Annotated in this window: 33 protein-coding genes and 1 tRNA gene; 16 read left to right on the top strand and 18 right to left on the bottom strand. The window is 62.3% G+C overall.

Annotated elements, in window-relative coordinates; all coding sequences use genetic code 11:
* The 4 genes from ACFFF7_RS12020 to ACFFF7_RS12005 are packed head-to-tail and all read right to left on the bottom strand — an operon-like array spanning position 1 to position 2,479.
* On the bottom strand, positions 1-351 hold the full coding sequence (locus ACFFF7_RS12020; protein WP_379481592.1) for a hypothetical protein: 351 nt from the start codon (positions 349-351) through the stop codon (positions 1-3).
* A 34-nt stretch (positions 352-385) separates the two neighbouring features.
* Complete coding sequence (locus ACFFF7_RS12015; RefSeq protein ID WP_379481591.1) at positions 386-1,219, bottom strand: tetratricopeptide repeat protein; 834 nt, start codon at positions 1,217-1,219, stop codon at positions 386-388.
* A gap of 32 nt (positions 1,220-1,251) precedes the next feature.
* Positions 1,252-2,040, bottom strand: coding sequence for a hypothetical protein (locus ACFFF7_RS12010; RefSeq protein WP_379481590.1), 789 nt, complete (start codon positions 2,038-2,040; stop codon positions 1,252-1,254).
* Positions 1,979-2,479, bottom strand: a complete 501-nt coding sequence (locus ACFFF7_RS12005; protein ID WP_379481589.1) for a response regulator transcription factor — start codon at positions 2,477-2,479, stop codon at positions 1,979-1,981. The genes ACFFF7_RS12010 and ACFFF7_RS12005 overlap by 62 nt, the downstream gene beginning before the upstream one ends.
* Before the next feature lie 373 nt (positions 2,480-2,852).
* Between ACFFF7_RS12005 and ACFFF7_RS12000 the strand changes: the two genes are divergently transcribed.
* Together ACFFF7_RS12000 and ACFFF7_RS11995 are read left to right on the top strand one after the other, a co-directional pair.
* On the top strand, positions 2,853-4,007 hold the full coding sequence (locus ACFFF7_RS12000) for a sensor histidine kinase (protein ID WP_379481588.1): 1,155 nt from the start codon (positions 2,853-2,855) through the stop codon (positions 4,005-4,007).
* Complete coding sequence (locus tag ACFFF7_RS11995) at positions 4,004-4,783, top strand: LytR/AlgR family response regulator transcription factor (RefSeq protein WP_379481587.1); 780 nt, start codon at positions 4,004-4,006, stop codon at positions 4,781-4,783. Before ACFFF7_RS12000 ends, ACFFF7_RS11995 begins: the two co-directional genes overlap by 4 nt.
* Here the strand turns inward: ACFFF7_RS11995 and ACFFF7_RS11990 are convergent.
* The 3 genes from ACFFF7_RS11990 to ACFFF7_RS11980 are packed head-to-tail and all read right to left on the bottom strand — an operon-like array spanning position 4,780 to position 6,630.
* A complete protein-coding gene (locus ACFFF7_RS11990; RefSeq protein ID WP_379481586.1) occupies positions 4,780-5,349 on the bottom strand; it encodes a hypothetical protein in 570 nt (189 codons plus the stop codon). The genes ACFFF7_RS11995 and ACFFF7_RS11990 overlap by 4 nt on opposite strands.
* A gap of 43 nt (positions 5,350-5,392) precedes the next feature.
* Positions 5,393-5,860 carry a hypothetical protein gene (locus ACFFF7_RS11985; RefSeq protein ID WP_379481585.1) on the bottom strand — a complete coding sequence of 156 codons (468 nt, stop codon included), beginning with the start codon at positions 5,858-5,860 and terminating at the stop codon, positions 5,393-5,395.
* Complete coding sequence (locus tag ACFFF7_RS11980; protein WP_379481584.1) at positions 5,860-6,630, bottom strand: hypothetical protein; 771 nt, start codon at positions 6,628-6,630, stop codon at positions 5,860-5,862. The genes ACFFF7_RS11985 and ACFFF7_RS11980 overlap by 1 nt, the downstream gene beginning before the upstream one ends.
* 285 nt (positions 6,631-6,915) lie before the next feature.
* Here ACFFF7_RS11980 and ACFFF7_RS11975 point away from each other — a divergent pair, with 285 nt between their 5' ends.
* The gene (locus tag ACFFF7_RS11975) at positions 6,916-8,169 is read left to right on the top strand and encodes a DUF4189 domain-containing protein (RefSeq protein ID WP_379481583.1); all 1,254 of its coding nucleotides are present in this window, start codon (positions 6,916-6,918) and stop codon (positions 8,167-8,169) included.
* 115 nt (positions 8,170-8,284) lie between these two features.
* Positions 8,285-8,734: a hypothetical protein gene (locus tag ACFFF7_RS11970; protein WP_379481582.1), complete on the top strand. Its 450-nt coding sequence runs from the start codon at positions 8,285-8,287 to the stop codon at positions 8,732-8,734.
* A gap of 216 nt (positions 8,735-8,950) precedes the next feature.
* On the opposite strand, the gene ACFFF7_RS11965 is transcribed toward ACFFF7_RS11970, so the two are convergent.
* Positions 8,951-9,439: a hypothetical protein gene (locus tag ACFFF7_RS11965; protein ID WP_379481581.1), complete on the bottom strand. Its 489-nt coding sequence runs from the start codon at positions 9,437-9,439 to the stop codon at positions 8,951-8,953.
* Positions 9,440-9,610: 171 nt separating this feature from the next.
* On the opposite strand from ACFFF7_RS11965, the gene ACFFF7_RS11960 reads away from it, so the two are divergent.
* Positions 9,611-9,907, top strand: coding sequence for a hypothetical protein (locus ACFFF7_RS11960; protein WP_379481580.1), 297 nt, complete (start codon positions 9,611-9,613; stop codon positions 9,905-9,907).
* An 18-nt stretch (positions 9,908-9,925) separates the two neighbouring features.
* Entirely contained in the window at positions 9,926-10,489 is a 564-nt protein-coding gene (locus ACFFF7_RS11955) for a DMP19 family protein (RefSeq protein WP_379481579.1), read from the top strand.
* A 185-nt stretch (positions 10,490-10,674) separates the two neighbouring features.
* On the opposite strand, the gene ACFFF7_RS11950 is transcribed toward ACFFF7_RS11955, so the two are convergent.
* A tRNA-Gly gene (locus tag ACFFF7_RS11950) sits at positions 10,675-10,749 on the bottom strand.
* Between the two features lie 197 nt (positions 10,750-10,946).
* Between ACFFF7_RS11950 and ACFFF7_RS11945 the strand changes: the two genes are divergently transcribed.
* Positions 10,947-11,846: a tetratricopeptide repeat protein gene (locus ACFFF7_RS11945; protein ID WP_379481858.1), complete on the top strand. Its 900-nt coding sequence runs from the start codon at positions 10,947-10,949 to the stop codon at positions 11,844-11,846.
* Positions 11,847-11,858: 12 nt separating this feature from the next.
* A complete protein-coding gene (locus tag ACFFF7_RS11940; protein ID WP_379481578.1) occupies positions 11,859-12,467 on the top strand; it encodes an LON peptidase substrate-binding domain-containing protein in 609 nt (202 codons plus the stop codon).
* Here ACFFF7_RS11940 and ACFFF7_RS11935 read toward each other — a convergent pair.
* Genes ACFFF7_RS11935 through ACFFF7_RS11905 form a run of 7 tightly spaced genes read right to left on the bottom strand, consistent with a single transcriptional unit; the run spans position 12,454 to position 17,239 of the window.
* Complete coding sequence (locus ACFFF7_RS11935) at positions 12,454-13,092, bottom strand: MarC family protein (RefSeq protein ID WP_379481577.1); 639 nt, start codon at positions 13,090-13,092, stop codon at positions 12,454-12,456. The two genes, ACFFF7_RS11940 and ACFFF7_RS11935, sit on opposite strands and share 14 nt — an antisense overlap.
* Before the next feature lie 13 nt (positions 13,093-13,105).
* On the bottom strand, positions 13,106-13,789 hold the full coding sequence (locus ACFFF7_RS11930) for a Cif family virulence factor (protein ID WP_379481576.1): 684 nt from the start codon (positions 13,787-13,789) through the stop codon (positions 13,106-13,108).
* Between the two features lie 10 nt (positions 13,790-13,799).
* Positions 13,800-14,696: a bifunctional methylenetetrahydrofolate dehydrogenase/methenyltetrahydrofolate cyclohydrolase FolD gene (folD, locus tag ACFFF7_RS11925; protein ID WP_379481575.1), complete on the bottom strand. Its 897-nt coding sequence runs from the start codon at positions 14,694-14,696 to the stop codon at positions 13,800-13,802.
* Positions 14,693-14,980, bottom strand: coding sequence for a YggT family protein (locus ACFFF7_RS11920; RefSeq protein WP_379481574.1), 288 nt, complete (start codon positions 14,978-14,980; stop codon positions 14,693-14,695). Before ACFFF7_RS11920 ends, folD begins: the two co-directional genes overlap by 4 nt.
* A gap of 51 nt (positions 14,981-15,031) precedes the next feature.
* Positions 15,032-15,580 (bottom strand): hypothetical protein, encoded by a 549-nt coding sequence (locus ACFFF7_RS11915; RefSeq protein ID WP_379481573.1) that lies wholly within the window; start codon positions 15,578-15,580, stop codon positions 15,032-15,034.
* Positions 15,581-15,615: 35 nt separating this feature from the next.
* On the bottom strand, positions 15,616-16,527 hold the full coding sequence (gene argB / locus ACFFF7_RS11910; protein WP_379481572.1) for an acetylglutamate kinase: 912 nt from the start codon (positions 16,525-16,527) through the stop codon (positions 15,616-15,618).
* A gap of 40 nt (positions 16,528-16,567) precedes the next feature.
* On the bottom strand, positions 16,568-17,239 hold the full coding sequence (locus ACFFF7_RS11905) for a queuosine precursor transporter (RefSeq protein ID WP_379481571.1): 672 nt from the start codon (positions 17,237-17,239) through the stop codon (positions 16,568-16,570).
* A 143-nt stretch (positions 17,240-17,382) separates the two neighbouring features.
* On the opposite strand from ACFFF7_RS11905, the gene ACFFF7_RS11900 reads away from it, so the two are divergent.
* The 4 genes from ACFFF7_RS11900 (at position 17,383) to ACFFF7_RS11885 (ending at position 20,025) form a co-directional block, all read left to right on the top strand.
* A complete protein-coding gene (locus ACFFF7_RS11900; protein WP_379481570.1) occupies positions 17,383-18,627 on the top strand; it encodes a NupC/NupG family nucleoside CNT transporter in 1,245 nt (414 codons plus the stop codon).
* An 86-nt stretch (positions 18,628-18,713) separates the two neighbouring features.
* Positions 18,714-19,100 (top strand): thermonuclease family protein, encoded by a 387-nt coding sequence (locus ACFFF7_RS11895; protein ID WP_379481569.1) that lies wholly within the window; start codon positions 18,714-18,716, stop codon positions 19,098-19,100.
* Positions 19,101-19,119: 19 nt separating this feature from the next.
* Positions 19,120-19,701: a thermonuclease family protein gene (locus ACFFF7_RS11890; RefSeq protein WP_379481568.1), complete on the top strand. Its 582-nt coding sequence runs from the start codon at positions 19,120-19,122 to the stop codon at positions 19,699-19,701.
* A gap of 21 nt (positions 19,702-19,722) precedes the next feature.
* Entirely contained in the window at positions 19,723-20,025 is a 303-nt protein-coding gene (locus tag ACFFF7_RS11885) for a putative quinol monooxygenase (RefSeq protein WP_379481567.1), read from the top strand.
* Here the strand turns inward: ACFFF7_RS11885 and ACFFF7_RS11880 are convergent, their stop codons facing one another.
* Positions 20,026-20,781 (bottom strand): molybdopterin-dependent oxidoreductase, encoded by a 756-nt coding sequence (locus ACFFF7_RS11880; RefSeq protein ID WP_379481566.1) that lies wholly within the window; start codon positions 20,779-20,781, stop codon positions 20,026-20,028. It lies immediately after the preceding gene.
* Positions 20,778-21,545, bottom strand: coding sequence for a cytochrome b/b6 domain-containing protein (locus ACFFF7_RS11875; protein WP_379481565.1), 768 nt, complete (start codon positions 21,543-21,545; stop codon positions 20,778-20,780). The genes ACFFF7_RS11880 and ACFFF7_RS11875 overlap by 4 nt, the downstream gene beginning before the upstream one ends.
* 137 nt (positions 21,546-21,682) lie before the next feature.
* Between ACFFF7_RS11875 and ACFFF7_RS11870 the strand changes: the two genes are divergently transcribed.
* From ACFFF7_RS11870 to ACFFF7_RS11855, 4 genes are all read left to right on the top strand, one after another.
* On the top strand, positions 21,683-23,182 hold the full coding sequence (locus ACFFF7_RS11870; RefSeq protein ID WP_379481564.1) for a CoA-acylating methylmalonate-semialdehyde dehydrogenase: 1,500 nt from the start codon (positions 21,683-21,685) through the stop codon (positions 23,180-23,182).
* A gap of 4 nt (positions 23,183-23,186) precedes the next feature.
* Positions 23,187-23,570 carry a RidA family protein gene (locus tag ACFFF7_RS11865; protein ID WP_379481563.1) on the top strand — a complete coding sequence of 128 codons (384 nt, stop codon included), beginning with the start codon at positions 23,187-23,189 and terminating at the stop codon, positions 23,568-23,570.
* Positions 23,571-23,691: 121 nt separating this feature from the next.
* Positions 23,692-24,189, top strand: coding sequence for a hypothetical protein (locus ACFFF7_RS11860; protein ID WP_379481562.1), 498 nt, complete (start codon positions 23,692-23,694; stop codon positions 24,187-24,189).
* Between the two features lie 27 nt (positions 24,190-24,216).
* On the top strand, positions 24,217-24,507 hold the full coding sequence (locus tag ACFFF7_RS11855) for an I78 family peptidase inhibitor (RefSeq protein WP_379481561.1): 291 nt from the start codon (positions 24,217-24,219) through the stop codon (positions 24,505-24,507).
* Positions 24,508-24,512: the final 5 nt, after the last annotated feature.

Raw genomic sequence — 24,512 nt, 5'->3', positions numbered from 1 at the left:
TCAGGAAAGTGCAGCCAGCAGGAGCAGCCAGGCAATCGCACAAACCATTATCAAAAGCAGTGCACCGCCAGCCCATACTGCGACGACCCAGGGTCGCTTGCGGATTGCGCCTATCAGCAGGATCAGCCAAATCGCGAAGGGACCCAATATGCCGAAGTCATAAATCAAGTTGATGTTTGCGCTGTCCTGACACCAGGCGCCTGGCGCGTCGCAAAACAACATGGCGAGCGCAAGCAGTGCATAGATCGGCAATGCCAGGCTTGTGATCCCGAGCAGTATCCAGAGATTGAACTTGCGCCATCTGGTGCTGCCCCGATTTGACATCTGCGTGATCTCCGCCGCCTGCTCCATCAGGCAATATCCAGCGCAATGGCGAATCCATCGCTCATGGCATTGGCTGCCGCTGACCGGCGATCTGTCCCGACTCGATAGCGGCAGCACGCGCAATGGCCGCGTTCGCTGCTGCTCTATCAATTGGACCTAGCGTCCCTTGACCGATCAAATTGCCCAGGTTCCTGCAACCGGTAGCAGAGCCGCTTTCACAGGCTTGCCTGAAAAGTCGCAGCGCCCGTTCGGGATCGACCGGGCCGCCCTTCCCCTCACCTGCAAGGACACCCAGCGCATTGCATCCTGCTGCAAGCCCACCTTCACAGGCAGCATTGTACCAGGAAGCCGCAGCGTGCCAGTCAGGCACCTTGGCGCTTTGAGCCAGCTGATGTCCGCGCCGGTAGCAGGCTTCGGCATGACCGATACGGCAAGCATGCTCGAGCACCGGCAGACCTTTCAGCGTATCTGCCCTGCCACCGAAAAGACCTTCTTGCAGCAAGGCCAGCCCGAAACAGCCGGATGGCGACTCGTAACGGCAGCTTCGCTCCAGCAGCGGCTTTGCCCTTCGCCGATCGGCAGGGACGCCGTCACCGGTCAGCAACTGTGTGCCCAGGTTGGCACATCCATCGATATTGCCAAGATCGCAGGCCCGGCGATTGAATGCGGCTGCTCTCGCCAGGTTGCGAGGGCCTGCAAGTCCTTCATGTTCGAGCACCGCCAGATCATAACAGCCCAGGGCCCCGCCCTGCCTGCACGCAGCATCGAGGTGCCGGGCCGCTTGCGCATAGTCCTCACGCCCGATTGCAGCTTCGGCCTGACGCATGTTGGCGCTCAGGCCATTTTCGGCAGCAAGGCAAACCGCGGGCATGACTGCCATGAGAAAAGCCAGCAACGTCGCCGAAGTTCGTCCGACCGTGAGGCTGCTCACCCTCTGCCGCCGCGTCGATAGCGGATATCGGCTGCAAGCTCCCAGCAATCGGCGGTCGGTTCGAAAAGCAACTGACCATCGGTACGCCCGCTCGGATCATAAGGCTGACCATCGAGATCGAAGGCATTGCCCAGATCGTCTCCGCCTTCCGACTTGCCGTCGAAATGCACACGGGTCCACTCAACCGAAACCTGATTTGACTGGCTCTGATTGATGGAGATCATCACAAATTCATCCCGGTCACCGGCTCGAAATGGCTCAGCCGCCTTGCGATAGTAATCCTGCATGATGATTGGTGACCCAGCGAAATCGGCGGCAGCGACTTGTCTGGAACTGAGCGTTTCTCCTTTGGACCCCAGCACCGCCAGGTTGATGGTCTTGGCCAAATATTTTCGCTGGACGACGCGCGAACGAATGAATGCGTCGAAAAATTCAGCCTTGTCTTTCGCGCGGCATGCAGTCTCGGCTGCGCCAAGTGAAATTCTGTCGGACTGCGACAACGTGTACGCGCCGCCGACGGCTGCAATGGTCGTGGGCGGGAAGGCCGCCGTGGCGGCAGGCGAACGCCCAGCCGAACTTTCGGACTGTGCAACCTTTGCTGACCCGTCACCACAGCTGGACAAAGCAAATGTCAGAGCCAGGAGCAGCTTCTGCGCCAGGCTGATGCGTCCGTGCATACGCTTACCTTCTGGAAAGTTGATGGTTCTTGCTGGCACCGACTGATCACATCCGCGCACGCGGGCTATTTTCGGTGCGATCGCGGTCGGGCTGATCCTGATGGTCACTGATTGGAATGGCGTCATGCAGTGCGCGGCGAATGTCGCGGCGGGTCGGGATGTTCAATATCTGCATGAGCTTGGACACATGATTTCGCACGGTGAAATGCGAAATCCCGATGCGTCGGCCGATGGCCTTGTTCGACAACCCTTCCAACATCAGCGCAAAAATCTCGCTCTGACGACTGGTCAGAAGCTGCGGATCGGGTGCTGCCTTTTCGGCGTGCGAAGTTGTTGGAACCGGGGTGGCGTGAGGGGAGGACAAATCGACAAAGCGGGCGTTGGGCAGCACCGACATGAGACGATCCAAAGCTTGTTCGTCATCGGAATCGACCAAGGCAAGCAATGTTCTTCTGCGGGGGGCGTCGCTGCTACGGTCAGCCGGATGGAGAGTGGCCGTTTGCATAGACTGCGTTTGTGACAAGTAGGGCAGATGTACCAGTTCCATATCGGCCGCTATCCAGGATCAAACTGAATGCTACAATCCGGTCGCTCGCCGCTAGCTTTGTACGGCCGATGAAATACATCGAAAATGTACGAATGGCGTGAAATGAATGACGAACGGCAAAATAAGCGGTTCACATCGCTGGCGTTTCGGTCCGACCGGAGCGTTCGCTACCGGGTCCAAGGCTCGTACGCATGGCTGGGTCGGAGTGGGGAAGGAAGCCTTGATCTGGCTTCAGGGGGTTATCGCAATCAGGCGGCTATCGTATCGAACGAACGAGCGATCCGCACGGCGTCATGTTGCATTTTCCGCATGCACGTCTCGTCCGCCGCCGTTGCGATAGGAATTGGGGAAATTGAACAATGGCGCAGCGCAAATGACAGATATCCAACATATTTCGTACCTTCAATCTGAAGCATTGACACCGTTTGCACACCCTCATTCTGGCGCGCGGCCCAGGGAGCATGGTGATTCCGGATTTTGGGATACCCTGGCCGGAACAACGATTAAGCTGGCAGCAGTTTTCTGGACCGCTGTACTGCTGACAGACAGCATTCTGTGGGGCGTGGCTGGGGTCGATCCGATCAGGTCTTTTTTCGGGAAGCTGATCATCGACAGCTTTGGCGCGTTACTGACGCTGATAATAACCGGCGTCCTATACCGTTTGCGCAATGCCGGCATCCTCACCAAAGTTGGACTGGCCTTCGTTTTTTCCAGCATTGCCGCACCGCTGTTCAGCCTGATCGATTTTGCGTTCTTTGCACTTTGCATTTCGCCAAAAGTGCCTGTGTTCGATTGGCATATGGCAGGTGTTACAATGGTTTCCAGCTTCGGAACGTTTTTCGGCTGGTCCTGCCTTTTCATCTCGCTGCTCTACAGTTTCGAAGTGCAGGACCGGGAGCGCCGTCTGGCATTCGTGCGTGAAGAGGCTTTGACCGCGCAGATGCGGGCACTGCGGTATCAGATAAGCCCGCACTTCTTGTTCAATACACTGAATTCGATTGCCGGGCTGATCGAGGAAGGCTCTACCAAGCGCGCCGAGCGGATGGTGATTTCGCTGTCGACGTTTTTGCGCACCACACTGACCTTGGACCCGATGAGCGACGTGACGCTGGCCGAGGAGCTGATGTTGCAGGAGGAATATCTCGAGATCGAGCGCGAGCGTTTTCCCGACCGGATGGATTTCAGCATTGATGCTGCGGCGAGCACAAAGGCGGGACGCGTGCCCAGTCTGATTCTGCAGCCCCTGATCGAAAATGCGGTAAAGCACGGCTTGAGCAGATCGATAAAGGCAATCACCATCAGTATTCGCGCTCGGCGGCATGGTGACAGACTCTTCATCGCTGTCGAGAACGACCTCAGTGCCAGCAACCATTCTCGTGACTCTGCGTCGCAGGGTTTTGGCATTGGCTTGCGCAACGTGGCTGGCCGCATTCGTGCACGATACGGCGATAACGGTCGGTTCACCGCCGGAATGACGACCGATCAGAACTTTCGTGCCGAAATCGACGTCCCCTGGCAGGCCGCATGAACCGGGTCGACGTCCTTGTTGTCGATGACGAGCCACTCGCGCGCCGCCGTGTTGTCCGTTTGCTCAAACATCTGGCTTGGGTCGGTGCCGTGGAAGAGGCCGGCAATGTGGAGCAGGCCATCCAGCGCCTCGCCACATTCCAGGCGGGTCTGGTGCTGCTCGATATCCAGATGCCGGGTGGCAGCGGGTTTGATCTGGTCGAACGGCTACCCGACCCGGCACCTGCCATCGTCTTCATTACCGCTTTTGACGATCAGGCACTGCGTGCCTTCGATTCGAGGGCAGTGGATTACATCACGAAACCCATTGATCCGGGCCGGTTTCACGAGGCGCTGGAGCGCGCTCGCATCGCCGCAGAGCAACGATCCAACACCGATCGCATCCGTGAGCTTGAGGAGGTTGTAACTGCCCTGCGGAAGCAATCGAGCACGCAGCCGGATCGAAGACTGGAAATCTGGGTAAAATCGAAGGGCGACTATGTCCGGCTGGCGCCGGGCAACATTTCGCACATAGCGGCGGAGCGTGACTATGTCCGCATCCATGCCGAAGGCGTTGAATATCTGTATAATCGCAACCTTGCCGCTTTGGAGCGCAGTCTGCCGTCTGCTCAGTTCATTCGCATTCATCGAAGCACCATTGTACGCATCGACGCCATCAAGCGGATAAAACAAGACGCCTTCTCGGCACTTGTTGTGGTACTTGGGGGGGGCGTCGAACTGCGCGTTGGGCGCACTTACACGTCGAACATCCGCAGCCGACTCATGAATCAGGGCTAGTGGGCGCTTGACGCAATTGCTGGTATCAGTTTTGTCCGGCTCAACATTGTGTCGCCATTGCGCTTGGCTGCAGGCGTCCGGAGGCGACTGACTGACAGGATCAGGTGTCCATCCCGCCTATGAACCATGACATGCAGCGAAGTGCCCTCTGCGGTCATGTGATGCTGCGTTGGAGTATCAACGGGAAGGGCAACTGAAAACGTCCCGCGACCGATTTCATCCCGGTTCCGGGCACTGGCAAAAAAGCTGACACCCTCTGCATCGCGATCCGCAGTGTCGCCATTCTGCCGAATTGCGCGCTCGTGGAAATTCTCCCGGTCACGCTGCAATATGGCGAGTTGATCGCTGAGCGGCTTGCCCTTCGCATCAAGACGATCTTCGTCCGCGATGACTGCGTCATATTCGGTGACGTAGCTGATCGCGACCTCTTCCACATCGAACGGTTCATGGAACAATGCCAAGGAACGTGCGACAAGGATGTAGGCCACAAGCAGCAAGGCGGATACGGCGATTGCTGCCCACGCAAATGGCAGCCAGCCCTTAGGCGGCCCTGACCATTTGCTCATTCGCGGCAGTTCCCTGCGCCCGGATTTTTTCGGTCAAGGCCGCTCACTGCGGGGGCGTCTTCGCAAGCGGCTCGAAAGTCGACAGCGTATAACCCTGGGCGGTGTTGGTGATCAGCACACGCCCCCGGCATTCATAGCTGTGGGATTCCCAACTGTGATTGTATTCAATCTGGTTGAGGTCAGGGCGCGTCACGCCATTGCGGTACCGGATCCGGGCGGCGTAGCGGGCATGGTCACGGCCGATGCGCTCCACCCCCTTGCTTTGAACTTCAAGCGAAACATCATGGGTCGTTCCATCGCTTGACGCAGCCATACCTTTGTCCTTCCGGCGCGCTACTAGCTGGCGATCCGCTCCGGCAGCAGATTGAAGGCGGGAGAAGCATGTGCGGTAGCTGCGCAGAGTTTCGCGCAATTCAGGCATGGGCAAATATCCGCTCGCCACAGTCGGGGCCGCGGTCAACAGCAGAGTGAATGGCACGCTTGCCCGGAAAAGTGCTTTGATCATGGTCATTACCTGTCGAGAACAATCTGCGCCTGTGGCACGATTTCTGTGTCGCCATCGATCGTCCAGACCACCGTATGGCGATCGCCCGAGACGCTTTCCTCACCATTCGAGGCGGTCAGATCGGTATCACTGGTCAGCGTGAAACGACCTCTCGCGCGGTTGAACATCGGAACATCATTGCGGTCCGAAGTCCCGTTCGCACCTTGCAATGCGCGCAGCATGACCTCGCGCAGTCGGTGCGGCGTCAGGCCCGGGGCTTCCACCTCAACCACCATGTCTTTCGCGCGCCGGATAGTGAGGAATGGCATCACCATCTGCGCTTGTGGCAGCACGGGGAATGTCATTTCGCGCTCCAGCGTGCCAGACAAGCGGTATTCCACCGCAAACACGCCGTGACCTTTGTAAGCCACCTTGTCCCAGCCTTTGAAATTTTCCATCTTTCGGGCGAATTCTTCATTGGCAGCCTCGTCGTAAGCATCGTATCCAACGAGCTCGGCGATGTCTGCAGCCTGCTGTTCACGGGCGTTTTCGCTGGCGTCAAAGCGTGTCCGCTGCCGCGCAATCTCATCGGTTGCACAGGTCCGCTCATCGTCCGAATCTTCGCGGTAGCAATGAGCCATCGCGGGATCCCATTTTCGGGCACCGCCTTCTTCCGGCAGTGTGGTGACGATTTCCCCGACATAAGTGAAATCGAACGTGCCATCGCGCCGGACGTCGAGCTGCGAGACGAAATTGCCGGGGAGAAAGAAGCATCCCGTCAATAGCGAACAGAGCATGACCCCGATGCTGCTCCGAAGCAACGAAAACCCGTGCAAACGCATTTGTTCAATAGACCTCGGTAGCTGCCTGGAAGCATTAGCTCTGCCGCGCCGGCGCGTCATTCGACGTAATGTACCGGTTCAATTCGGCGTGCGATCCGCCAACGCGGTCTGTTATGAGTGCTCTGTGCAAATCATGACGTTCAGCAATGGCATCCTTTGCACTCCGAAAGGGATACGCGATTGATTGGACTATTTGCCAGATATGCAAGTTGGTCGAGCCATTGGCTTGGCCTGACCCTGATGGCCGCCCCCGCCTTTGCCCAGCCCACCTATGAAGAAGACATTGCGCGTCAGCGTGCGGAAGAAGCGCGAATTCAGCAGGATTGGATCCAGGATGAAGACGATGCGGCAGCGGCAGCAGCGGAAGACGATTACGAATCGGAACGACGCGCCTACTTTCCGCCCCCGCCCCGTTTCGCTGACAGCCACATGGCAGTAGCCTGGAATTTCGACACGTCCGAGGTTTGGGCTACGTCGGGGCATCGCACGGGTGATGAAGCGGAAAAGGCAGCATTGTCGGCATGCAACCGGATCATGGGCGGAGGCTGTATGATCGGCGCACATTGGATCAACAACAGCTTCATCGCGGTGGCGCACGATGCGTACGGCCTCCCTTGGGTTCGGGGCGGCGCGAACGTCATTTCGGTCGCCGAAAGTGATGCGCTGGAATACTGTCGGAAGAACTCCGTCGGCTGCAGAGTGACACAGGTCTATGCCTATACGCCTCTGCCGCTTAGCGCCCCGGCCGGGCTCGACCTGACCGAAAATCATTTCCCACCCGGCCCGGTCGCTCGCCACAAATTTGCTTTGGTCGCATGGCCGGAAAGCCAGCCAGCCGATCGCTGGCGCGGTTCGGTCTGGCTATCGACCGGAGAACAAAACTGGCGGCAAGCACGGGATCGCCTTCTGGCGAAATGCCAGGCCGACACCGGAACGCCATGCACTATGGGTACGACGGTGGCCAATGGCGTCCTGGTCCGTTACGTCAATGACAAGGGCGTGATATTTTGGGTTGGTGCACCCGATGCGGCGACGGCCTCAACCCGCGTCAACAAGCTCTGCACCAACGGCTCGCGTTGCTGGGTGGTCGAGACGACGGATACCGGCACGCCCCGGTTCAAGATCATCGATGAAAACAAGATGCGCGCTCCCGGCCGCGGCTTCTTTTCGCTGGCCTGGGGAAGCAAGTGGCCCAAAATGGTTGTCGTAACGGGGCGCAGGACCAGCGCAGACGCTATCGCCGCAGCTGTTTCGCAGTGCGCGGCGCAAAGCAAGGAACGCTGCGTTTCCTACTTTGACGACGAGGATCTCGGCAACGGACAATACCTGGCGGTCTACAAGGACACCGCCGGCAACGTGCGGACCTATATCGGCTTTGCACCTGACGAGCTGGAATATCGCGCGAAGCTTGCCTGTACCAAGGCGCAAGTGACCTGCACCCAGCGCGCCATTATCGACTTGAGCCAAACCACCACGCAGACTTTTGGCATCTGATGCGGCGGCATCGGCATGCCCGGGGGCTGCGGTGGTAATGCCGAAAAGTCGATAAGCGGGATAATGGCGGCCTTTGCTTGACTGTCAGTCCAGTGCGAGGTTCTGAAAAACGCCAATGACAGCCTGGAGTTCAATTGAACGGCCGCTTCTGCGGAAGCCATGGCAGTGGTACATTGCAGCGGCGTTGGCTTTTGACACATTGTTGACCAGCGGGTGCCGCAGCTGGTCAGATCCGGCGCCGCGCGGTGCATTGATGCTTTATGATTATCCCGCGGTACCCGCGATTTATCACGGCGAATGGGTTGGCCGCTTACAGGACTGCGGCGTGACAGGGGACCGCGGGATCCACTTGGCTGTCACCGCGCAAACCGTTGAACTGCAGCCCGTTATCGCAGTTGAGGGCTATAGCGACTTTGAAGCGGTATTCGTTACTGTGCGCAGGGATGATGGGACCGATCAGCGGCTGAATCTGGACATCTCCACCGATCACCGCGGCATTCGCGTTTCGACCGGAAATGGTTCGCGCGAGACTGTGCTGCGACATTGCCCTACGAACGCCCCTTGAAGCACTGATCGCGTTGTACTGGTACCTTCCGGTGGCTTGCAGAATGCCCTCAGGCAGTAGAAACATGCTCGCAAGAAGAATATCACGACAGCTAAGAGCCGTCGGGTCGCACTTTAAATGAATGCTATTGCGGCGCAACGTTGACGCGCAGGTCATGCCGCCGCGTGGCTGCGCTCAACTTTGGTCTTCGCGATGGCAAGACGACCGACTGCGCGCTCATGCGCAGCGAACATAGGCCCGTCGTGGTTGACCCACTTCCTCGACGATCAAGCGCGCTCCGCCGTACCCGAAGCGGAAATGAATGTAGCGCGGCTCCCGGCCCTGCTGACCAAACCGAACCAGAATGTCGTCGGCATTGGCGTAGTCCCTTGCGCGCGGCGATTTGCCGTCATCGCCCGCGCTGTCGGGATCAATTTCCACCAGTGCTGCCTGGACGGCCAAGCGCGATTTGCCCATAATGGCCAGGCGTTGCTGCAATTCGATGTGGCCGGCGCTTTCCCGGCGTCGGCATGAATCCCGATCTATTGCCCATTTCCCAAGGAATCGCGGCAAAATCACCGCTTGATCCAGAGCTGCATATACAGCCCGGCCCGTGCCTGAAGCGGGCTGCACAATCTCGCCAATCCTGTCCTGCGCGCCACTTTTGCCCACCCAGGCAATGCTGGACAGAAGAATGGCCACAATCGAGGCGACGTTGCTGGTCAAACGGTTTCGAATGGGCGTGGGCCTTCAGATCGTTGCATGTCTATCAGCATTATTGTGCCGTCAGACGATGACCGTACGAAGGGCCAAGGATGTACCAGTTCCATTTTCGCGGAAAGGTGGCTGCGCCGGTGGTGTAGGCATGGTGATCTTACCCACCGGAGGATCGCCGTGGTGCAAGAAGACCCGCAGCCCAGCCCTGGCGTACAAACACCGGAACCGGTTCCTTCGCCAAAGCGCAATGTCCGTATCGTCGCTACCGTATTGATCGTTGGCATGATCATCTGGCACGCCGCGCAAACGGAATTTCGCTTTGCGCAACTGCGTGCCGATGGCTTCAGCGAATTTGTGATCGAAAGTACCAGGAACCACGCCTATTTCCCGTTGATCGGCGGCCTGTCGGGCGCTGCCTTCTTCATCTTTGCCGGACGTGCCATCAGACGGACCTTTCGCAAGCCCCCAGATAAGTGATGAAGGGCGGGAAAGCCGATGACCATGTCGACCATCATCATGCCCGACGACGGGCTCGAAGACGAAGTTGAAGCGGTCGAGAGTTTCTGCTGGCTCATGAACAGTACGCTTACGCGCGAGGCGCTCTGGTCTCCCACTGGTGCGGACGAAGCCATAAATCTCTACCATGCGTTGTACTACGAAGGCAGTGTGAACAACGGTGGCCATACCGGATACATAGCCAACTGCGACAACCGGGCCGAAATGTTCGGTGCGGCGCTGAACGGAACACGATTAGTCGGCGCGCAAGCATACGAGGGCATTATCGTCGCGCTGATAGCCTGTTCGCAGCGCAATCCGGATGAGATCATGCGGTTGATCTCCGAGCTGAGCGAGTCGCGGTCCCGGCTGCCCAAGCTAGACCATCTCGACGACCTGTTTTTCGCTGCCCGCGACCAGCGCGCCATGCGAAGTTTCGCTTATGACTGGCTTTGCCGGTCGCCAAAGGTGCGCACTGTTGCAAAAGAAGAGTTCCTCGAGGTGGTACTTCGGGCCGGGTCCGCAAGCGGCAGCAACAGCAACGACCGACCCGCCGCACAGTAATTCAGCTCGTCGGCCAGTCCTCCAAAATGCCTGGCCTCAGGCGGACGAAACAGCATCACCCAAAACCGCACCGACATGAACGCAGCACCGTCAGAACTGCCGACAAAGCAGCGATTGAAATCACCCGTCGCGCAAGTGAAAGCACGATCAGGCGCAATCGCCTTCTGATGTTTTAGGGGGAAAACTGGAGCGGGCGAAGGGATTCGAACCCTCGACCCCAACCTTGGCAAGGTTGTGCTCTACCCCTGAGCTACGCCCGCTCGAACGCCTGCAACCCTGTGCCAAAACGGCGGTGGGTCCGGGGTGAGGCGCGCCGTTAGCATCGCCCCAAGGGCTTGCCAAGGGGAAAAGTGGCAATCGCGTGCCCGCGCGCTTTGTCCCTTCACAAATGACGCCGAAGGCCCACATTGGCGGCCAGTTATCCGCAAACAGTCTATGGAGTTTACCCTTGGCGAGCATGGGCCTCAATCTCGACGAACAGAAGGCCGTCGACCGGTTTCGCAAGACCGTGGTCGAACCTTCGATGCATTCGCTCGTCATCCTCGATTTTTGGGCCGAATGGTGCGGCCCGTGCAAGGCGCTGTCGCCGGTGCTGGAGAAGGTCGCAGCAGACTACGCTGACAAGGGCGTGGTCCTGGCCAAGGTCAATGTCGACGATGAACAGTTCATCGCCGCCCAGTTCCAGGTCCGCTCGATCCCGACGGTCTATGCGCTGTTCCAGGGCCAGCCGGTCGCCGACCTGACCCCCGCCCGCAGCGAATCGCAACTGAAGCAGATGCTCGATCAGTTGCTTGCCCAATTGCCGATCAATGCCGGCGCCGCGCCCGCTGCGGATATCGAGCCGCTGCTGGCCATGGGCGAAGCCGCGCTGGCCGAAGGCGACGGCGCGCGCGCCGCCAATATCTTTGCCCAAATCAGTGAGATTGCGCCAGAAAACGGCGCTGCGCTGGGTGGTCAGATCCGCGCACTGGCCCTGGCCGGCGAGCTCGATGCCGCCGATGCGGTTGCAGCCGGCGTGCCCGAAGCGCTGCGCAGCGATCCCGACGTGCACCGCGCAGTGGCCGCACTCGAACTGGCGCGGAGCCGCCCGGAGGACAGCGAGCTTGCTGGCCTGAAAGCCGCCGCCGACGCCGCACCGCAGGACCACGACGCCCAGCTGGCCTATGCGTCGGCCGCCTTCGCGGCGGGCGACCGGGACAGTGCGGCGGAGCGCCTGCTGGCCGCGATCGCCGCCGACCGCGAATGGAACGAAGGCGCGGCCCGGGCCAAGCTGCTGCAGATCTTCGAGGCAGTCGGGCTGGAAGATCCTTGGGTGGCCGCCATGCGGCGACGCCTGTCGCTGATCCTGTTCGGTTAGGAGGCGCGGCCCTTGCGCATTTCGATCTTCCCCCTGCCCGGTGCAATCCTGTTTCCTGGACTGCAATTGCCGCTGCATATCTTCGAGCCGCGCTATCAGGCGATGGTCAAGGACGCACTGGCGCGCGACCGGCGGATCGGGATGATCCAGCCGCAGCGACCGGACGAAGGCGCACCGTTGTTTGCGGTCGGGTGCCTTGGCCGGATCGGCGAGGTCGAGGCACTGGAGGATGGCCGCTTCAACATCGTGCTCGAAGGCGAATCGCGCTTTCGCGTCCTGCGCGAGCTTGATGCCGCCACCCCGTTCCGCCAGATCGAGGGTGAACTGATCGGCGAAGAGGACGAGGATGCAGCACTATCCCCCGTCGAACGCGCGAGCTTTGAACGCGAGGCGCGGCGCTTTGCCGATGCCCAGGGCTATTCGGTCGACTGGGAAGCGGTAACCCGGCTCGACGATCGCTCGCTGATCGACGGCGTCAGCCAGATCGCCCCGTTCGATGCCGCGGCCAAGCAGGCGCTGCTCGAAGCGTCCGATCTGGCCGCGCGGTGCGAGCTGCTGGTCCAGCTGATGCAATTCTTCGGCCGCCGCGACAGCGACGACGGCCGGGTCACGTTGCAGTAAGTACCGCTTTCACCCCGTCGATCACGTACTGCGCCGCCAGTGCGGCCAGCAGCACGCCGAGCAGGCGGGTGATGACGGCTTCGACCTGGCGGCCCAGCAGCTTCATCAGTGGTTTGGCGGCAACAAGGGCCAGCAGGGTAAGCGCCAGTACCGCAGCCAGCGCGCCGAGTATCACCAGCGTTTCCGACGTGCCGTGGGCGCGGCCGGTCAGCAGCATGATGGTTGCGATCGAGCCGGGCCCGGCAATCATCGGCATGGCCATGGGAAACACCGAGACGTCTTCGATCTCGGGCGTCTGGGCATTCTGCGCCTTGACCTTTTCGGCGCGCTCCTCGCGCCGCTGGGTGCGCTTTTCGAAGACCATGTCGAGCGCGATGACGAACAGCATGATCCCGCCAGCCAGGCGGAACGAATTGAGTTCGATGTGCAGCGCGCCAAGCAGATCCTCGCCAAACAGCGCGAAGACGATCAGGATCGCCAGGGCGATGAGACATGCCTTGACGGCCATCGCCGTCGCCTGGCGCGCGGTGGCGTCGCTGACCAGACCGGCATAGATCGGGGCGCAGCCGGGTGGATCGATCACCACGAACAAGGTGATGAAGGCTGATAGGAAAAGATCGAGCATCGCGCAGCCAGCCCTATCTGGCGGGGGCTTCGACCTGAAGGTCCTGCACCGTCACCGGCTGACCGGCACTGACCATGGTGACGATGAAGCGGCGCGCATTGTCCGGCGCGACCGTGGCGGTCCAGGTCAGGGTGCCGTCATCCGACTTGCCCGCGCGCAGCGCCGGATCGAACGGCGCGGGCGGCACCTTGGCCGGCTTGGGCGACTTGCCGCGATAGCCCGGCGGACAATCGGCGACCTTGGCCATGATCATTTCGGGCGCATCCATGGGAAATGGGAGCGCATCGCCCTGGTCCATGATCCACTTGTATTTGCCGTCCTTCTGGCGCTGCCAGACGGTGGTGAAATAGCCGGTGCTGCCCTCGCGCTGCCACGCCCCGCGCGTCACGGCATAGCTGCCGTCGCAGCTCGACCAGACCTGGTGCGGTTGCCAGGCGACCGACTTCGGCGGGTCGATCCTGGTCTTCAGCCAGTCCTGAGCCAGCACCATGTGCGGTTCGAACATCACCGCATCCTTGGTTGCGGTGGCACGGAACGCGGTCCACTGGCCCTTCTCGGCAGCCAGCTTGGCAAAGGCGATTTCCGCGGCAATCACCGCGCTGGGGTTGGCATAGCCGCGCCCGGGATCGCGATCACGGGCCAGGGCGGGAGACAAGGCAATCGATGCGGCCACAAGGCCAAGGAGCGCGCGCTTCATGGGCAAGGGCTTACAACGCTGCTTCAGCCAGCGCCACCCCGGCATTGCGATGCGCCGCGACCAGGGCGTTGCGCAGCAGCACCGCGATGGTCATCGGACCGACCCCGCCCGGCACCGGGGTCACGGCCCCGGCCACTTCAAGCGCTTCGGCAAAGGCGACATCGCCGACCAGCCGGCCTTTCGCCTGACCCGCTTCGGGCGGCAGGCGGTTAATGCCGACGTCGATCACCGTCGCGCCCGGCTTGATCCAATCCCCCCGAACCATTTCCGGCCGGCCGACAGCAGCGACGACGATGTCGGCGCGGCGAACCACTTCGGGCAGGTCGCGGGTGCGGCTGTGGGCAATGGTGACCGTGCAGTTCTCCGCCAGGAGCAGCTGGGCCATCGGCTTACCGACAAGGATCGAGCGGCCGATGACCACAGCATCCAGGCCGGAAAGATTGCCGAGCCGGTCCTTGAGCAGCATCAGGCTGCCCAGCGGAGTGCACGGCACCAGGCCCGGCTGACCCAGCGCGAGCCGCCCGCTGCTGAGCGGGGTGAGCCCGTCGACGTCCTTGTCCGGATCGATCCGCGCCACCACCTGCTGCTCGTCGAGGTGGCCCGGCAAGGGCAGCTGGACCAGGATGCCGTCAACCGCAGGATCGGCGTTGAGCGCATCGACCAGCGCCAGCAGATCGGCCTGTACCGTATCCTCGGGCAGGCGGTGTTCGAAGCTGGCCATGCCGCATTCGGCGGTCTGCTTGGCCTTCGAGGCGACATAGACCTGGCTGGCTGGATCGCTGCCGACCAGCACGACGGCAAGGCCAGCCTTGCGTCCGGCCGCCTGCTCGAACGTCGCTGCCAAGTCCGCGACCCGCGCACGAAGACCCGCGGCAAAGGCTTTTCCATCAATGACCTGCGCCGTCATGCCAGCACCGAAACGGCCACGGCATTGAGGATCGATTGGAGAATCCACAGTCCGAACAGCAAGACCATGTACGAGAAATCCATGCCGCCAACGGCCGGCATCCGCCGCCGGATCGGTCCGAGCATCGGCTCAAGGATGGCATTCAGCGCTTCCCACAGCCCGGCAACGAAGCGGTTGCGCAAGTCGATCACGTTGAACGCGATCAAGAGGTAAAGCACGAACTGGCAGATGAGCACCATCCGGACGATCCAGATCAGATAACCCAGCGCCGACAAAATCGACATCAAAAGCAAGGCGGTTTCCCTTCAACGCCCGCGTTTGGGCTGGAATCCGCCCTAGGGCTTCAGCGTGGTGCTTTCAATATGCCAGCGCAGCTGCTCTGAAGTAGCGCCATCGACGTCATTGACGCGGCGCAGCACGACTTCGCCGGGAATGCGGCGCTGGCCGTCGATGATGGTGATCGGGACGGTGTAGTAGGATGAGCCGGCCGCGCCTTCCTGGTCGCCCTTGCCAATCTCCAGGTCCGGCTGCTGCAGCTTGCCCCAGCTGGCCTTGAACTGGTCGAGAGTCATACCACTCTGCGCGCCATGATCGCCCCAATAGCCGTAAGCTGTGGGCCAGTCCTTCAGGCTGACGGCCTTGGCCCAGGATAGCAATACTTCCTGCGGGTCGCGCGAGGTCGACGGCGGCACGGCCTTGGGCAGGATGGCCAGCGACGTTTCGACAGGCGCGGGCACAGCGGCCGCCGATTCCGCGGTAACTGCTTCTGCAGTACCGCTGGCCTGCGGCACCGGCTCAGCCCGGTCGCACCCGGAAAGATGGATCGCCAGGGCCGAAAGCACCGTCATGGCGGACATTCGTGAAAGCATGGGCCTAAGACGCATGAAGCCTCCTTGCAGTTCCCGCCGCCAGGCAATGATCAGGCGCGGATCAGCGTACCTGCGCCGCGAGAGGTAAAGAATTCGAGCAGCATCGCGTGGGGCACCCGGCCGTCGAGCACGACCGCCGCCTCGCACCCGGCCTCGACCGCGTGAATGCAGGTTTCCAGCTTGGGGATCATCCCGCCACTGATCGTGCCGTCGGCCTGCAGCGCGGCAATGTCTGCGGGATTAAGGTCGGTGAGCAGCTGCTTGTCCTTGTCGAGCACGCCGGCAACGTCGGTCAGCAGGAACAGCCGCGATGCGCCCAGCGCCGCCGCGATCGCCCCTGCCATGGTATCGGCGTTGATATTATAGGTCGCACCGTCGCTGCCTGCCGCAATCGGCGCGATCACTGGGATCATCCCGGCAGCGCAGGCGGTTTCGATGATGGTGATGTCGACCGTTTCCGGCTCGCCGACAAAGCCCAGGTCGACCACCTGTTCGATATTGCTGTCCGGGTCACGGGTGGTGCGCTGGACCTTGCTCGCGGTAACCAGTCCGCCGTCCTTGCCCGATATGCCGATTGCCTTGCCGCCGGCCCCGGCGATCCAGCCGACCAGCTCCTTGTTGATCGCGCCGGACAGGACCATTTCGGCGACTTCGGCAGTTTCCTTGTCGGTCACGCGCAATCCATCGACGAAACGGCTTTCGACCCCCAGCTTCTTGAGCATTGCGCCAATCTGCGGCCCGCCGCCATGAACCACGACCGGATTGATCCCGACCGCTTTCAGCAGCACGACGTCTTCGGCAAAGTCGCGTGCCAGTTCCGGATCGCCCATGGCGTGGCCGCCGTACTTCACGACAAAGGTCTTGCCGGCATAGCGCTGCAGGTAAGGCAGCGCCTCGATCAGCGTTTCGGCCTTGGCCAGGTTGCGGGTGCGTTCAGCGTCAGGGTCGGTGGTATTCGGCATGGGCCGCCTTTACCCCGCTTTGCCGCGAATTGAACCTGTTTTAGGCCGTGTGCCCGTCAAGCCAGCGGCCCAGCCGGACAAAGACCACGATCAGCGGCGGGACCATGATGGTCGAAAGCACCAGCTTCGAAATGATCTGGCCTTCCATGATCTGCATCAGCGGCATGTCCTGGCCATAGAAACTGATCGTGATGAACAGGATCGTGTCGACCACCTGGCTGAGCAGACTGGCAATCCAGGCGCGGACCATCAGTTGCTTGCCCTGCCCGCCCATCAGGCGCGAGAACAGATAGACGTTGAGCGTTTGCGAGGTGCCATAGGAAATCAACCCGGCAAACTGCATCCGCGCGCCCTGACCCAGCAAGCGCGCGAAGGCGTCCTGATCGTTCCAGAACGGCGCCGGCGGCACCAGGCGGATGACGATCGTCAGCAAAATCATCGAGACGATCAGCGGGATGAAGCCATAACGAACCATGCGGTTGGCCGTCGCCTGGCCGAACAGTTCGGACACGGCACTGCTCATCACGACCAGCAGCAGGAACGCGAAGATCCCGCTTTCCACTGCCAGATCGCCCAGCACAGGCCAGTGTCCCAGCGAGGCGATCTTGGTTCCCAGCACCCCGGCCAGAACGCACAGGCCGCCATAAAGCAGCGAAAAAACGAAAAGCGATTTGGGGATCGAGACGACCCCGGCCGGGCTGGGCTTATCCATCCGCGCAGGCTTAGCGAGGGCGGGCACGGTGCGAAAGTGGCGCGAGCACATTCGTCCCCAGCCCTGACGCGGCGGCGATTTGACTGCGCAGGCAGAGGCGTTACCACCCGGTCTCGAGAGCAATTAGGGAACGCTGGGCCGCCATGAAAATCCTGTTGAGCCTGCTGGGCATGCTGCTGATCCTGGGCATCGCGTTCCTATTGTCGTCGGACCGCCGCGCGATCCGGCCGCGCGTGGTCGGAGCCGCCTTCGCCCTGCAGGCTGGCCTTGCCGCGCTGGTGCTCTATGTGCCGTGGGGCAACCGCGCGCTGCAGGCGATATCAGGGGGCGTATCGGCGCTGCTCAGCTATGCCCACGCCGGGACCGAATTCATCTTCGGCCCGCTGGCCAAGCCGGAAATCGGCGGCAACAGCTTTGCTATTGCCGCACTGCCGGTGATCATCTTTTTCGCCGCACTGATCTCGATCCTTTATTACGTCGGGATCATGCAGCTGGTCATTAAATGGATCGGCGGGGGACTTGAAAAGATCACCGGCATTTCGCGCGTGGAAAGCCTGTCCGCAGCCGCCAACATCTTCGTCGGCCAGTCGGAAAGCCCGCTGGTGATCCGCCCCTATCTGGCCGCGCTGACGCCGTCGCAGCTGTTCTGCCTGATGAGCGTCGGCATGGCCGGGGTCGCCGGTACGATCCTGGCGGCCTATGCCAGCATGGGCATCCGCATCGACTATCTGGTTGCCGCGGCCTTCATGTCGGCACCGGGCGGCATTCTGATGGCCAAGATCATCATGCCCGATCCAAAAGATGAGGTCGTCTCCGAACCCGACGTCGTCGCACTGGACGGCGACAATGGCGAAGAACGCCCGGCAAACATCATCATGGCTGCGGCGCAAGGCGCGCAAACCGGGGTGCGGCTGGCAGTGGCAGTCGGCGCCATGGTGCTGGCCTTCGTCGCGCTGGTCGCGCTGGCCAACGGCATCGTCGGCGGTATCGGCGGATGGTTCGGTCATCCGGAACTGTCGTTCCAGCAAGTGTTGGGCTATGTTTTCGCCCCGGTATTCTATCTGCTCGGCGCGCCCGACTGGTCCGAATCGATGCGCGCCGGTGGGTTTTTCGGGACCAAAGTGGTGCTGAACGAATTCGTTGCCTTCATCGACCTGGGCAAGGCCAGTGGCCTCAGCCCGCAGACCCAGGCGATCGTCACCTTTGCGCTGTGCGGCTTTGCCAATTTCAGCTCGATCGCGATCCAGATGGCGGTCGCCGGAGGGCTTGCCCCCAACCAGCGTCCGGTGATCGCGCGCCTGGGCCTGAAAGCCCTGGCCGCGGGCAGCCTGTCCAACCTGATGAGCGCAGCGCTTGCGGGCATGTTCCTGACGCTTGCCGCGGCTTGAATCCGGGCTTTGAAGCTCCGTAACGGAGCGAAACCACGTAGTTGCCCGGATAGTGAAAAGCCCATTTCCGCGACCAGTTCGCGGGCATGGACATCCTCACTTTGGCGGCTGCCGCCTTCGCCCTTTGCCCGTCCGGACCGCGCGACACCTGCGTGGTCGATGGCGACACGTTCTGGCTACACGGCGAGAAAATCCGCATCGCCGACATCAACGCGCCCGAGACACATGGCGCGGGCTGTCCGGCCGAACATGTGCTGGGCGAACGCGCCGCCAGTCGCCTGGCCGCGCTGCTCAATGCGGGCCAGTTCGTGCTGGTCACCCAGGGCCGCGCGGTCGATCGCTATGGCCGACAGTTGCGGGTCTTGACGCGCGGCGGCAGGTCGCTGGGCGCGCAGCTGGTCGAAGAGGGACTGGCCGAAACCTGGCGAGGGCGCCGCTCGGACTGGTGCACGCTGCTTGCCTCGAGGGGCTGATGTGGCCTAGCGCGGAGGAATGGGTGACCTGCTTCCCTTCCGCCGCCGCCGCAAATGGACCCGCCCCGGCGATTACGGCCAGGTCCTGCCGACCAGCCAGTGGCAGGGCGGCAAGCGGCGGCGCGACTGGCGCCGTCTGGCACGGACCTGGCTGCCCTTGGCGGCGATCGTCGCGATCAGCATATGGCTGGGCGTACGCGAAACGGCGGTGCCAGCGCCCGATGCCAGCAGCGAGACCGTCTCCCCCGCCTTTACCGTCTGCGGCAAAGGCCGCGCCACCAATTGCGTGGTCGACGGCGATACGATCAAGCTGGGCCAGCGTTCGATCCGCATCATCGGCATCGACGCGCCTGAACTGCATCCGCCGCGCTGCCTCGACGAAGCGAAGAAGGGGCTAGAGGCACAGTCCAAGTTGCTGGCCGTGCTCAACCGCGGCTCGTTTTCGTTGACCGGCCCGGCAGGGCGCGATGAATACGGCCGCGAGCTGTTCAACCTGGTCCGCGTGCCGCCCGGCAGCAGTGTCCAGTCGATCGCCGACGAAATGGTGGCCAGCGGCACTGTCCGGCGCTACGCCGGCGGCGCACGCCAGCCGTGGTGCTAAGGGATACAAGGGAGAGACGATATGCTGCTGATCGAAGGCTGGATAAAGCTGGCGACTGGTGAATTCGACAAGGTCGCCGACCAGGCCCGGGCGATGGTCACCGCGACCAACCAGGAAGCGGGTTGCCTGCACTATTCTTTTGCCCGCGACATCGCCGATCCCGATCTGATCCGCATTTCGGAACGCTGGGACAGCCAGGAAGCGCTCGCCGGCCATTCCGCCAGTGCGCATATGGCCGAATTCAACAAGGCGATGGGCAGCGTCCGGCGCGAAGGCGCGGACCTGTGGCTCTATTCGGCGGAACAGGTACGCAAGCTGATCTGATCAGATCCCGGCGTACCACTGGTAGCCGAGCGCGTCTTCCCAGCGCCCGCCCTTGCCGCCGTGGAGCCCGGCCAGGGTATCGCGCAGTTCGATCCGCATAATGTACTTGGCTTGCTTGTAGCCCAGCTGGCGTTCGACGCGCAGCCGGATCGGCGCGCCATGCGGCTCGCTCAGCGGCTGGTCGTTCATACGCCAGGCCAGGATCGTCTGGGGGTGGAAGGCATCGACCAGGTCGATCGATTCGTAATAGGGCGCGCCGCGCAGCATGTCGGCGCAGTGAAACACGACATAGCGGGCGGATGGCAGCAGGCCTGCCTGGGCCAGCACGGCGGCGAGCGGCGGCCCCTGCCACTTGCCGATCGCGCTCCACCCCTCAACGCAGTCGTGCCGGGTGATCTGGGTGCGCTGCGGCAATGCCCTGAGCGCGCTGAGCGGCAAGGCCAGCGGCTGCTTGACCAGGCCGTCGACCTGCAAGGTCCACTGGGCAAAGCCCTGGTCGAAGTGCTGGCGATAGACCGGATCGCTCACCCCCAGGCTGCCGTTGGCCTTGAACACCGGCGACATCTCGGCCTCGGTGAACTCGCGCGCCAGGGCATCGCCCATCAGCAGGCGCTGGCTGCGCATGGTCAGGTCGGTTGCACTGCCAAGCGCGCCGCGGAAGGTTTCAGAGCCATTGAGCTTGTCACAGCCGCCCAGCAGCAGCCCGCCCGCGCCGGCCGCGCCCATTCCGATCAGCTTGCGGCGGGAAACGATCATGGCTGTTGCTCCGGATTGCCGGGCAAACGATACCAGCCCGTGATCATCGAGCGCACTTCGTTGATCGGCCCGGCCAGCACGACCATCGCAATATGGACAAGGAAGAAGGCGAACAGTCCGCCTGCGCATAGAAAATGCAACGATCGCGCCGATTGCCGTCCGCCAAACAGGTCCAGCAGGAACGGGGCCGCCGCGCTGAACCCGGGTGACATGGTCAGCCCGGTCAGGACCACGCCAGGCAGCAGCACGGCCAGCACGCTGCCATAGGCCAGCTTCTGCAGGATGTTGTAGCGCAGCGCCGCCACGCCCGTGGGAAAGCGCAGCCGGGCATGGTCCAGGATATCGTGCCACAGGTGACGCGGGGCCAGCTCGGCTCGATCTGGCGCGAGATCGCGCTTCAGATGACCACTGACCAGCGACCATAGAAGATAACCGACCAGGATCGCTACCAGCAGCCAGGCAAATGCGAAGTGCCACAGCCGCGCGTCGGCCAGGCTGTAGTTCGACGGGATCGTGGCCCATCCGGGAAAGGGTATGCCGTTGTTGACGTGAGACAGGTCCAGCCAGGCGTAATCGCGGCGTGCGGGGGCGTTTGCGCCGTATTCCCCCCAATAGAGCCGCGGATGGGCGTTGAAGATCATCAGTCCGCTCATCAGCATGACCGCGACCGTCACGACGTTGGCCCAGTGCCACAGCCGCGTGACCAGGTGATGTCTGCGGACGAGGTCGCCGCTACGGGGTTCAGCCTGTTCCACCCTATCCATGCTCCCGATGCACCGGTCCTGCGACGCTCGCCAATGGTTACACTGTTTTTTCCAAACGACGAAAACTATCATTTCGACGCTTGTCGCGACTCGCTGCTAGGTGCAGTGGCAAGGCAAGATAGCGAGAGGATTATTTCATGCGCGTGGTCGATCATTTCATCGTTGGCGGTACGGGCGGCCTGGCTTCCACGCGCACGGCCCCGGTCATGGACCCCAACAACGGCGGCCAGCAGGCGGAAGTCGTGCTGGGCAGCGCCGATGCGCTTGATCGCGCAGTAGCTGCGGCGCAGGCCGCGCAGCCCGCCTGGGCGGCGATGAACCCGCAGCGCCGCGCCCGGGTGATGTTCAATTACAAGGCGCTGGTTGAAAAGCACATGGACGAGCTGGCGGCGATGCTGTCGGCCGAGCACGGCAAGGTCATCGCCGACAGTAAGGGCGATATCCAGCGCGGGCTGGAAGTGGTCGAATTCTGCTGCGGCCTGCCCCACGTGCTGAAGGGCGAATATACCCAGAGCGCAGGTCCGGGGATCGACGTCTATTCGATGCGCCAGCCGCTCGGCATCGGTGCCGGCATCACCCCGTTCAACTTCCCGGCGATGATCCCGCTGTGGATGGGCGCGATGGCGGTCAGCGTCGGCAATGCCTTCATCCTCAAGCCGAGCGAGCGCGATCCCTCGGTGCCGGTGCGGCTGGCCGAACTGTTCCTTGAAGCGGGTCTGCCCGAAGGCATTTTCCAGGTGGTTCACGGCGACAAGGAAATGGTCGACCTGATCCTCGATCACCCGGCGATCTCCGCGGTGAGCTTTGTCGGCTCCAGCGACATTGCCCAGTACGTCTATTCGCGCGGGGTCGCCGCGGGCAAGCGGGTCCAGGCGATGGGCGGGGCCAAGAACCACGGCATCGTCATGCCCGATGCCGATCTTGACCAGGTGGTCGGCGATCTGTGCGGCGCGGCTTTCGGTTCGGCGGGCGAGCGCTGCATGGCGCTGCCGGTAGTGGTGCCGGTGGGCGAGGACACCGCCGAACGGCTGAGGGCCAAGTTGATCCCGGCGATCCACGCGCTCAAGATCGGCATTTCGAGCGATCCCGAGGCCCAGTACGGCCCGGTCGTCACCGCGCAGCACAAGGCCAGCATCGAACGCTGGATCCAGACCGCGGTCGACGAAGGCAGCGAACTGGTCATCGATGGGCGCGGCTTTAGCCTGCAGGGGCACGAGGACGGATACTTCGTCGGCCCGACGCTGCTTGACCGGGTGACTCCGGCGATGTCGAGCTATCAGAACGAAATTTTCGGGCCGGTGCTGCAGATCGTCCGCGCGCACGATTTCGAAGAGGCGCTGACCCTGCCCAGCAAGCACCAGTACGGCAACGGCGTCGCCATCTTCACCCGCAACGGCCACGCCGCGCGCGAATTTGCTGCCCGGGTCAATGTCGGGATGGTCGGAATCAACGTGCCGATCCCTGTCCCGGTGGCTTACCACAGCTTCGGCGGGTGGAAGCGTTCGGGCTTTGGCGATACCGACCAGTACGGGATGGAAGGGCTGAAGTTCTGGACCAAGGTCAAGAAGGTCACCGCGCGTTGGCCCGATGGCGGCGGCGATGGGTCGAACGCCTTCGTCATCCCGACGATGGGGTGAGGGCTTGACCAAGCGCCGTATCAGCAGCGGCTCGCCGCTCGAACCGGTGATCGGGTTCTGCCGGGCAGTGCGCACCGGCAAACAGATCATGGTCGCGGGGACGGCGCCGATCGAACCCGACGGATCGACCACGCCCGGCGATGCCGCGGCGCAGATGGAGCGGTGCTGCGCAATCGTCGCCAAGGCGATCGCCGATCTGGACGGCCATATCGATGAAACGGTGCGGACCTGCATCTATCTGACCGACCGCGCCGATTTTGACAGCGTGGCGCAGGTCCACGGCAAATGGTTCGGCGATGCCCGCCCTGCCTGCACCACCTTGATCGTCTCTGGTTTCATCCGCCCCGAGTGGAAAGTCGAGATCGAGGCCGAGGTGATGGAGGCATGACGGGTGCCCTGCCCCGCGCAGCAGTTACGGTGACCGGCACGGCCGGAACCGATCCGGTCGCCGACGCGTTTGTCGAGTCTTGTCGCTCCAGCCGGGGCGGCCCTGGATTGGAGACAAAGCGATGAAGCCGACCTCTGTTTTGGCCCTTGCAGCGATGCTCGCCCTCGCCGCCTGCTCGAACGAAACACCGGCGCCCGTGCCCAGCGAAGACGCTGCAACCTTTGCCCCGCCCCCGCCAGCGGCCAGCGAACCCGCCGCACCGACCGCGACTCCGACCGCCGCACCGTCCGGCCCGGTTGCGGCCGCCGCCTTCCCGGCGGCGATGCTGGGCCGGTGGGGCCTGGTTCCGGCCGACTGCACCTCGCAAAGGGGTGACAACAAGGGCATGATCACCGTCTCGGCCCGCGAAATCCGTTTCTACGAATCGGTTGCGCGGATCGACAAGGTCAAGGACAGCAGTGAAAACCGCATGCGCGCGACCCTGGCCTATGACGGCGAAGGCATGCAGTGGAGCCGCGATGCACAGTTCGAAGTCAAGTCCGGCGCGGGCCAGCTGGTGCTGCAGGAATACGGCGACGATGCGGTGCCGGGGCCGCGCACCTACACGCGGTGCAAGTAAGCAGAGGAGGACCGATTGCGCACAGCTGTGAAACTGACACTAGTCGCAGGTACGTGCCTGCTGGCCGCCTGCGCCCCGATGGACGGCGCGGCTACGCCCCCGCCGCTTGCTGCCAACAGCTGTGACGCCGCGCCAGGCCAATCGTTCATTGGCCAGACTGCTAGCAGCAGCCTTGGTTCGGCCCTGCTTGCCGCCACCGGGGCAAAGGAAATTCGCTGGGTCCCGCCGCGCACCGCGGTGACCATGGAATTCAAGTACGGCCGGCTGACCGTGGGCTATGACGACGCGATGGCAATCGCCAGCGTTGGCTGCAGTTAGTTGGC

This window comes from Novosphingobium aquiterrae, from assembly GCF_042434435.1.
Taxonomy (GTDB): domain Bacteria; phylum Pseudomonadota; class Alphaproteobacteria; order Sphingomonadales; family Sphingomonadaceae; genus Novosphingobium; species Novosphingobium aquiterrae.
The sequence above is the reverse complement of the archived record's forward strand: the minus strand, read 5'-3'. Positions and strand labels throughout refer to the sequence as shown.

What these genes read in the sequence shown, in the direction of transcription:
- ACFFF7_RS12020 (WP_379481592.1), bottom strand. Translation starts at nt 351, where the DNA reads ATGGAGCAGGCGGCGGAGATCACGCAGATGTCAAATCGGGGCAGCACC.
- ACFFF7_RS12005 (WP_379481589.1), bottom strand. Translation starts at nt 2,479, where the DNA reads ATGGAACTGGTACATCTGCCCTACTTGTCACAAACGCAGTCTATGCAA.
- ACFFF7_RS12000 (WP_379481588.1), top strand. Translation starts at nt 2,853, where the DNA reads ATGACAGATATCCAACATATTTCGTACCTTCAATCTGAAGCATTGACA.
- ACFFF7_RS11995 (WP_379481587.1), top strand. Translation starts at nt 4,004, where the DNA reads ATGAACCGGGTCGACGTCCTTGTTGTCGATGACGAGCCACTCGCGCGC.
- ACFFF7_RS11990 (WP_379481586.1), bottom strand. Translation starts at nt 5,349, where the DNA reads ATGAGCAAATGGTCAGGGCCGCCTAAGGGCTGGCTGCCATTTGCGTGG.
- ACFFF7_RS11985 (WP_379481585.1), bottom strand. Translation starts at nt 5,860, where the DNA reads ATGACCATGATCAAAGCACTTTTCCGGGCAAGCGTGCCATTCACTCTG.
- ACFFF7_RS11980 (WP_379481584.1), bottom strand. Translation starts at nt 6,630, where the DNA reads ATGCTCTGTTCGCTATTGACGGGATGCTTCTTTCTCCCCGGCAATTTC.
- ACFFF7_RS11975 (WP_379481583.1), top strand. Translation starts at nt 6,916, where the DNA reads ATGGCCGCCCCCGCCTTTGCCCAGCCCACCTATGAAGAAGACATTGCG.
- ACFFF7_RS11970 (WP_379481582.1), top strand. Translation starts at nt 8,285, where the DNA reads ATGACAGCCTGGAGTTCAATTGAACGGCCGCTTCTGCGGAAGCCATGG.
- ACFFF7_RS11955 (WP_379481579.1), top strand. Translation starts at nt 9,926, where the DNA reads ATGACCATGTCGACCATCATCATGCCCGACGACGGGCTCGAAGACGAA.
- ACFFF7_RS11945 (WP_379481858.1), top strand. Translation starts at nt 10,947, where the DNA reads ATGGGCCTCAATCTCGACGAACAGAAGGCCGTCGACCGGTTTCGCAAG.
- ACFFF7_RS11935 (WP_379481577.1), bottom strand. Translation starts at nt 13,092, where the DNA reads ATGCTCGATCTTTTCCTATCAGCCTTCATCACCTTGTTCGTGGTGATC.
- ACFFF7_RS11930 (WP_379481576.1), bottom strand. Translation starts at nt 13,789, where the DNA reads ATGAAGCGCGCGCTCCTTGGCCTTGTGGCCGCATCGATTGCCTTGTCT.
- folD (WP_379481575.1), bottom strand. Translation starts at nt 14,696, where the DNA reads ATGACGGCGCAGGTCATTGATGGAAAAGCCTTTGCCGCGGGTCTTCGT.
- ACFFF7_RS11920 (WP_379481574.1), bottom strand. Translation starts at nt 14,980, where the DNA reads ATGTCGATTTTGTCGGCGCTGGGTTATCTGATCTGGATCGTCCGGATG.
- ACFFF7_RS11915 (WP_379481573.1), bottom strand. Translation starts at nt 15,580, where the DNA reads ATGCGTCTTAGGCCCATGCTTTCACGAATGTCCGCCATGACGGTGCTT.
- argB (WP_379481572.1), bottom strand. Translation starts at nt 16,527, where the DNA reads ATGCCGAATACCACCGACCCTGACGCTGAACGCACCCGCAACCTGGCC.
- ACFFF7_RS11905 (WP_379481571.1), bottom strand. Translation starts at nt 17,239, where the DNA reads ATGGATAAGCCCAGCCCGGCCGGGGTCGTCTCGATCCCCAAATCGCTT.
- ACFFF7_RS11900 (WP_379481570.1), top strand. Translation starts at nt 17,383, where the DNA reads ATGAAAATCCTGTTGAGCCTGCTGGGCATGCTGCTGATCCTGGGCATC.
- ACFFF7_RS11895 (WP_379481569.1), top strand. Translation starts at nt 18,714, where the DNA reads ATGGACATCCTCACTTTGGCGGCTGCCGCCTTCGCCCTTTGCCCGTCC.
- ACFFF7_RS11890 (WP_379481568.1), top strand. Translation starts at nt 19,120, where the DNA reads ATGGGTGACCTGCTTCCCTTCCGCCGCCGCCGCAAATGGACCCGCCCC.
- ACFFF7_RS11885 (WP_379481567.1), top strand. Translation starts at nt 19,723, where the DNA reads ATGCTGCTGATCGAAGGCTGGATAAAGCTGGCGACTGGTGAATTCGAC.
- ACFFF7_RS11880 (WP_379481566.1), bottom strand. Translation starts at nt 20,781, where the DNA reads ATGATCGTTTCCCGCCGCAAGCTGATCGGAATGGGCGCGGCCGGCGCG.
- ACFFF7_RS11875 (WP_379481565.1), bottom strand. Translation starts at nt 21,545, where the DNA reads ATGGATAGGGTGGAACAGGCTGAACCCCGTAGCGGCGACCTCGTCCGC.
- ACFFF7_RS11870 (WP_379481564.1), top strand. Translation starts at nt 21,683, where the DNA reads ATGCGCGTGGTCGATCATTTCATCGTTGGCGGTACGGGCGGCCTGGCT.
- ACFFF7_RS11860 (WP_379481562.1), top strand. Translation starts at nt 23,692, where the DNA reads ATGAAGCCGACCTCTGTTTTGGCCCTTGCAGCGATGCTCGCCCTCGCC.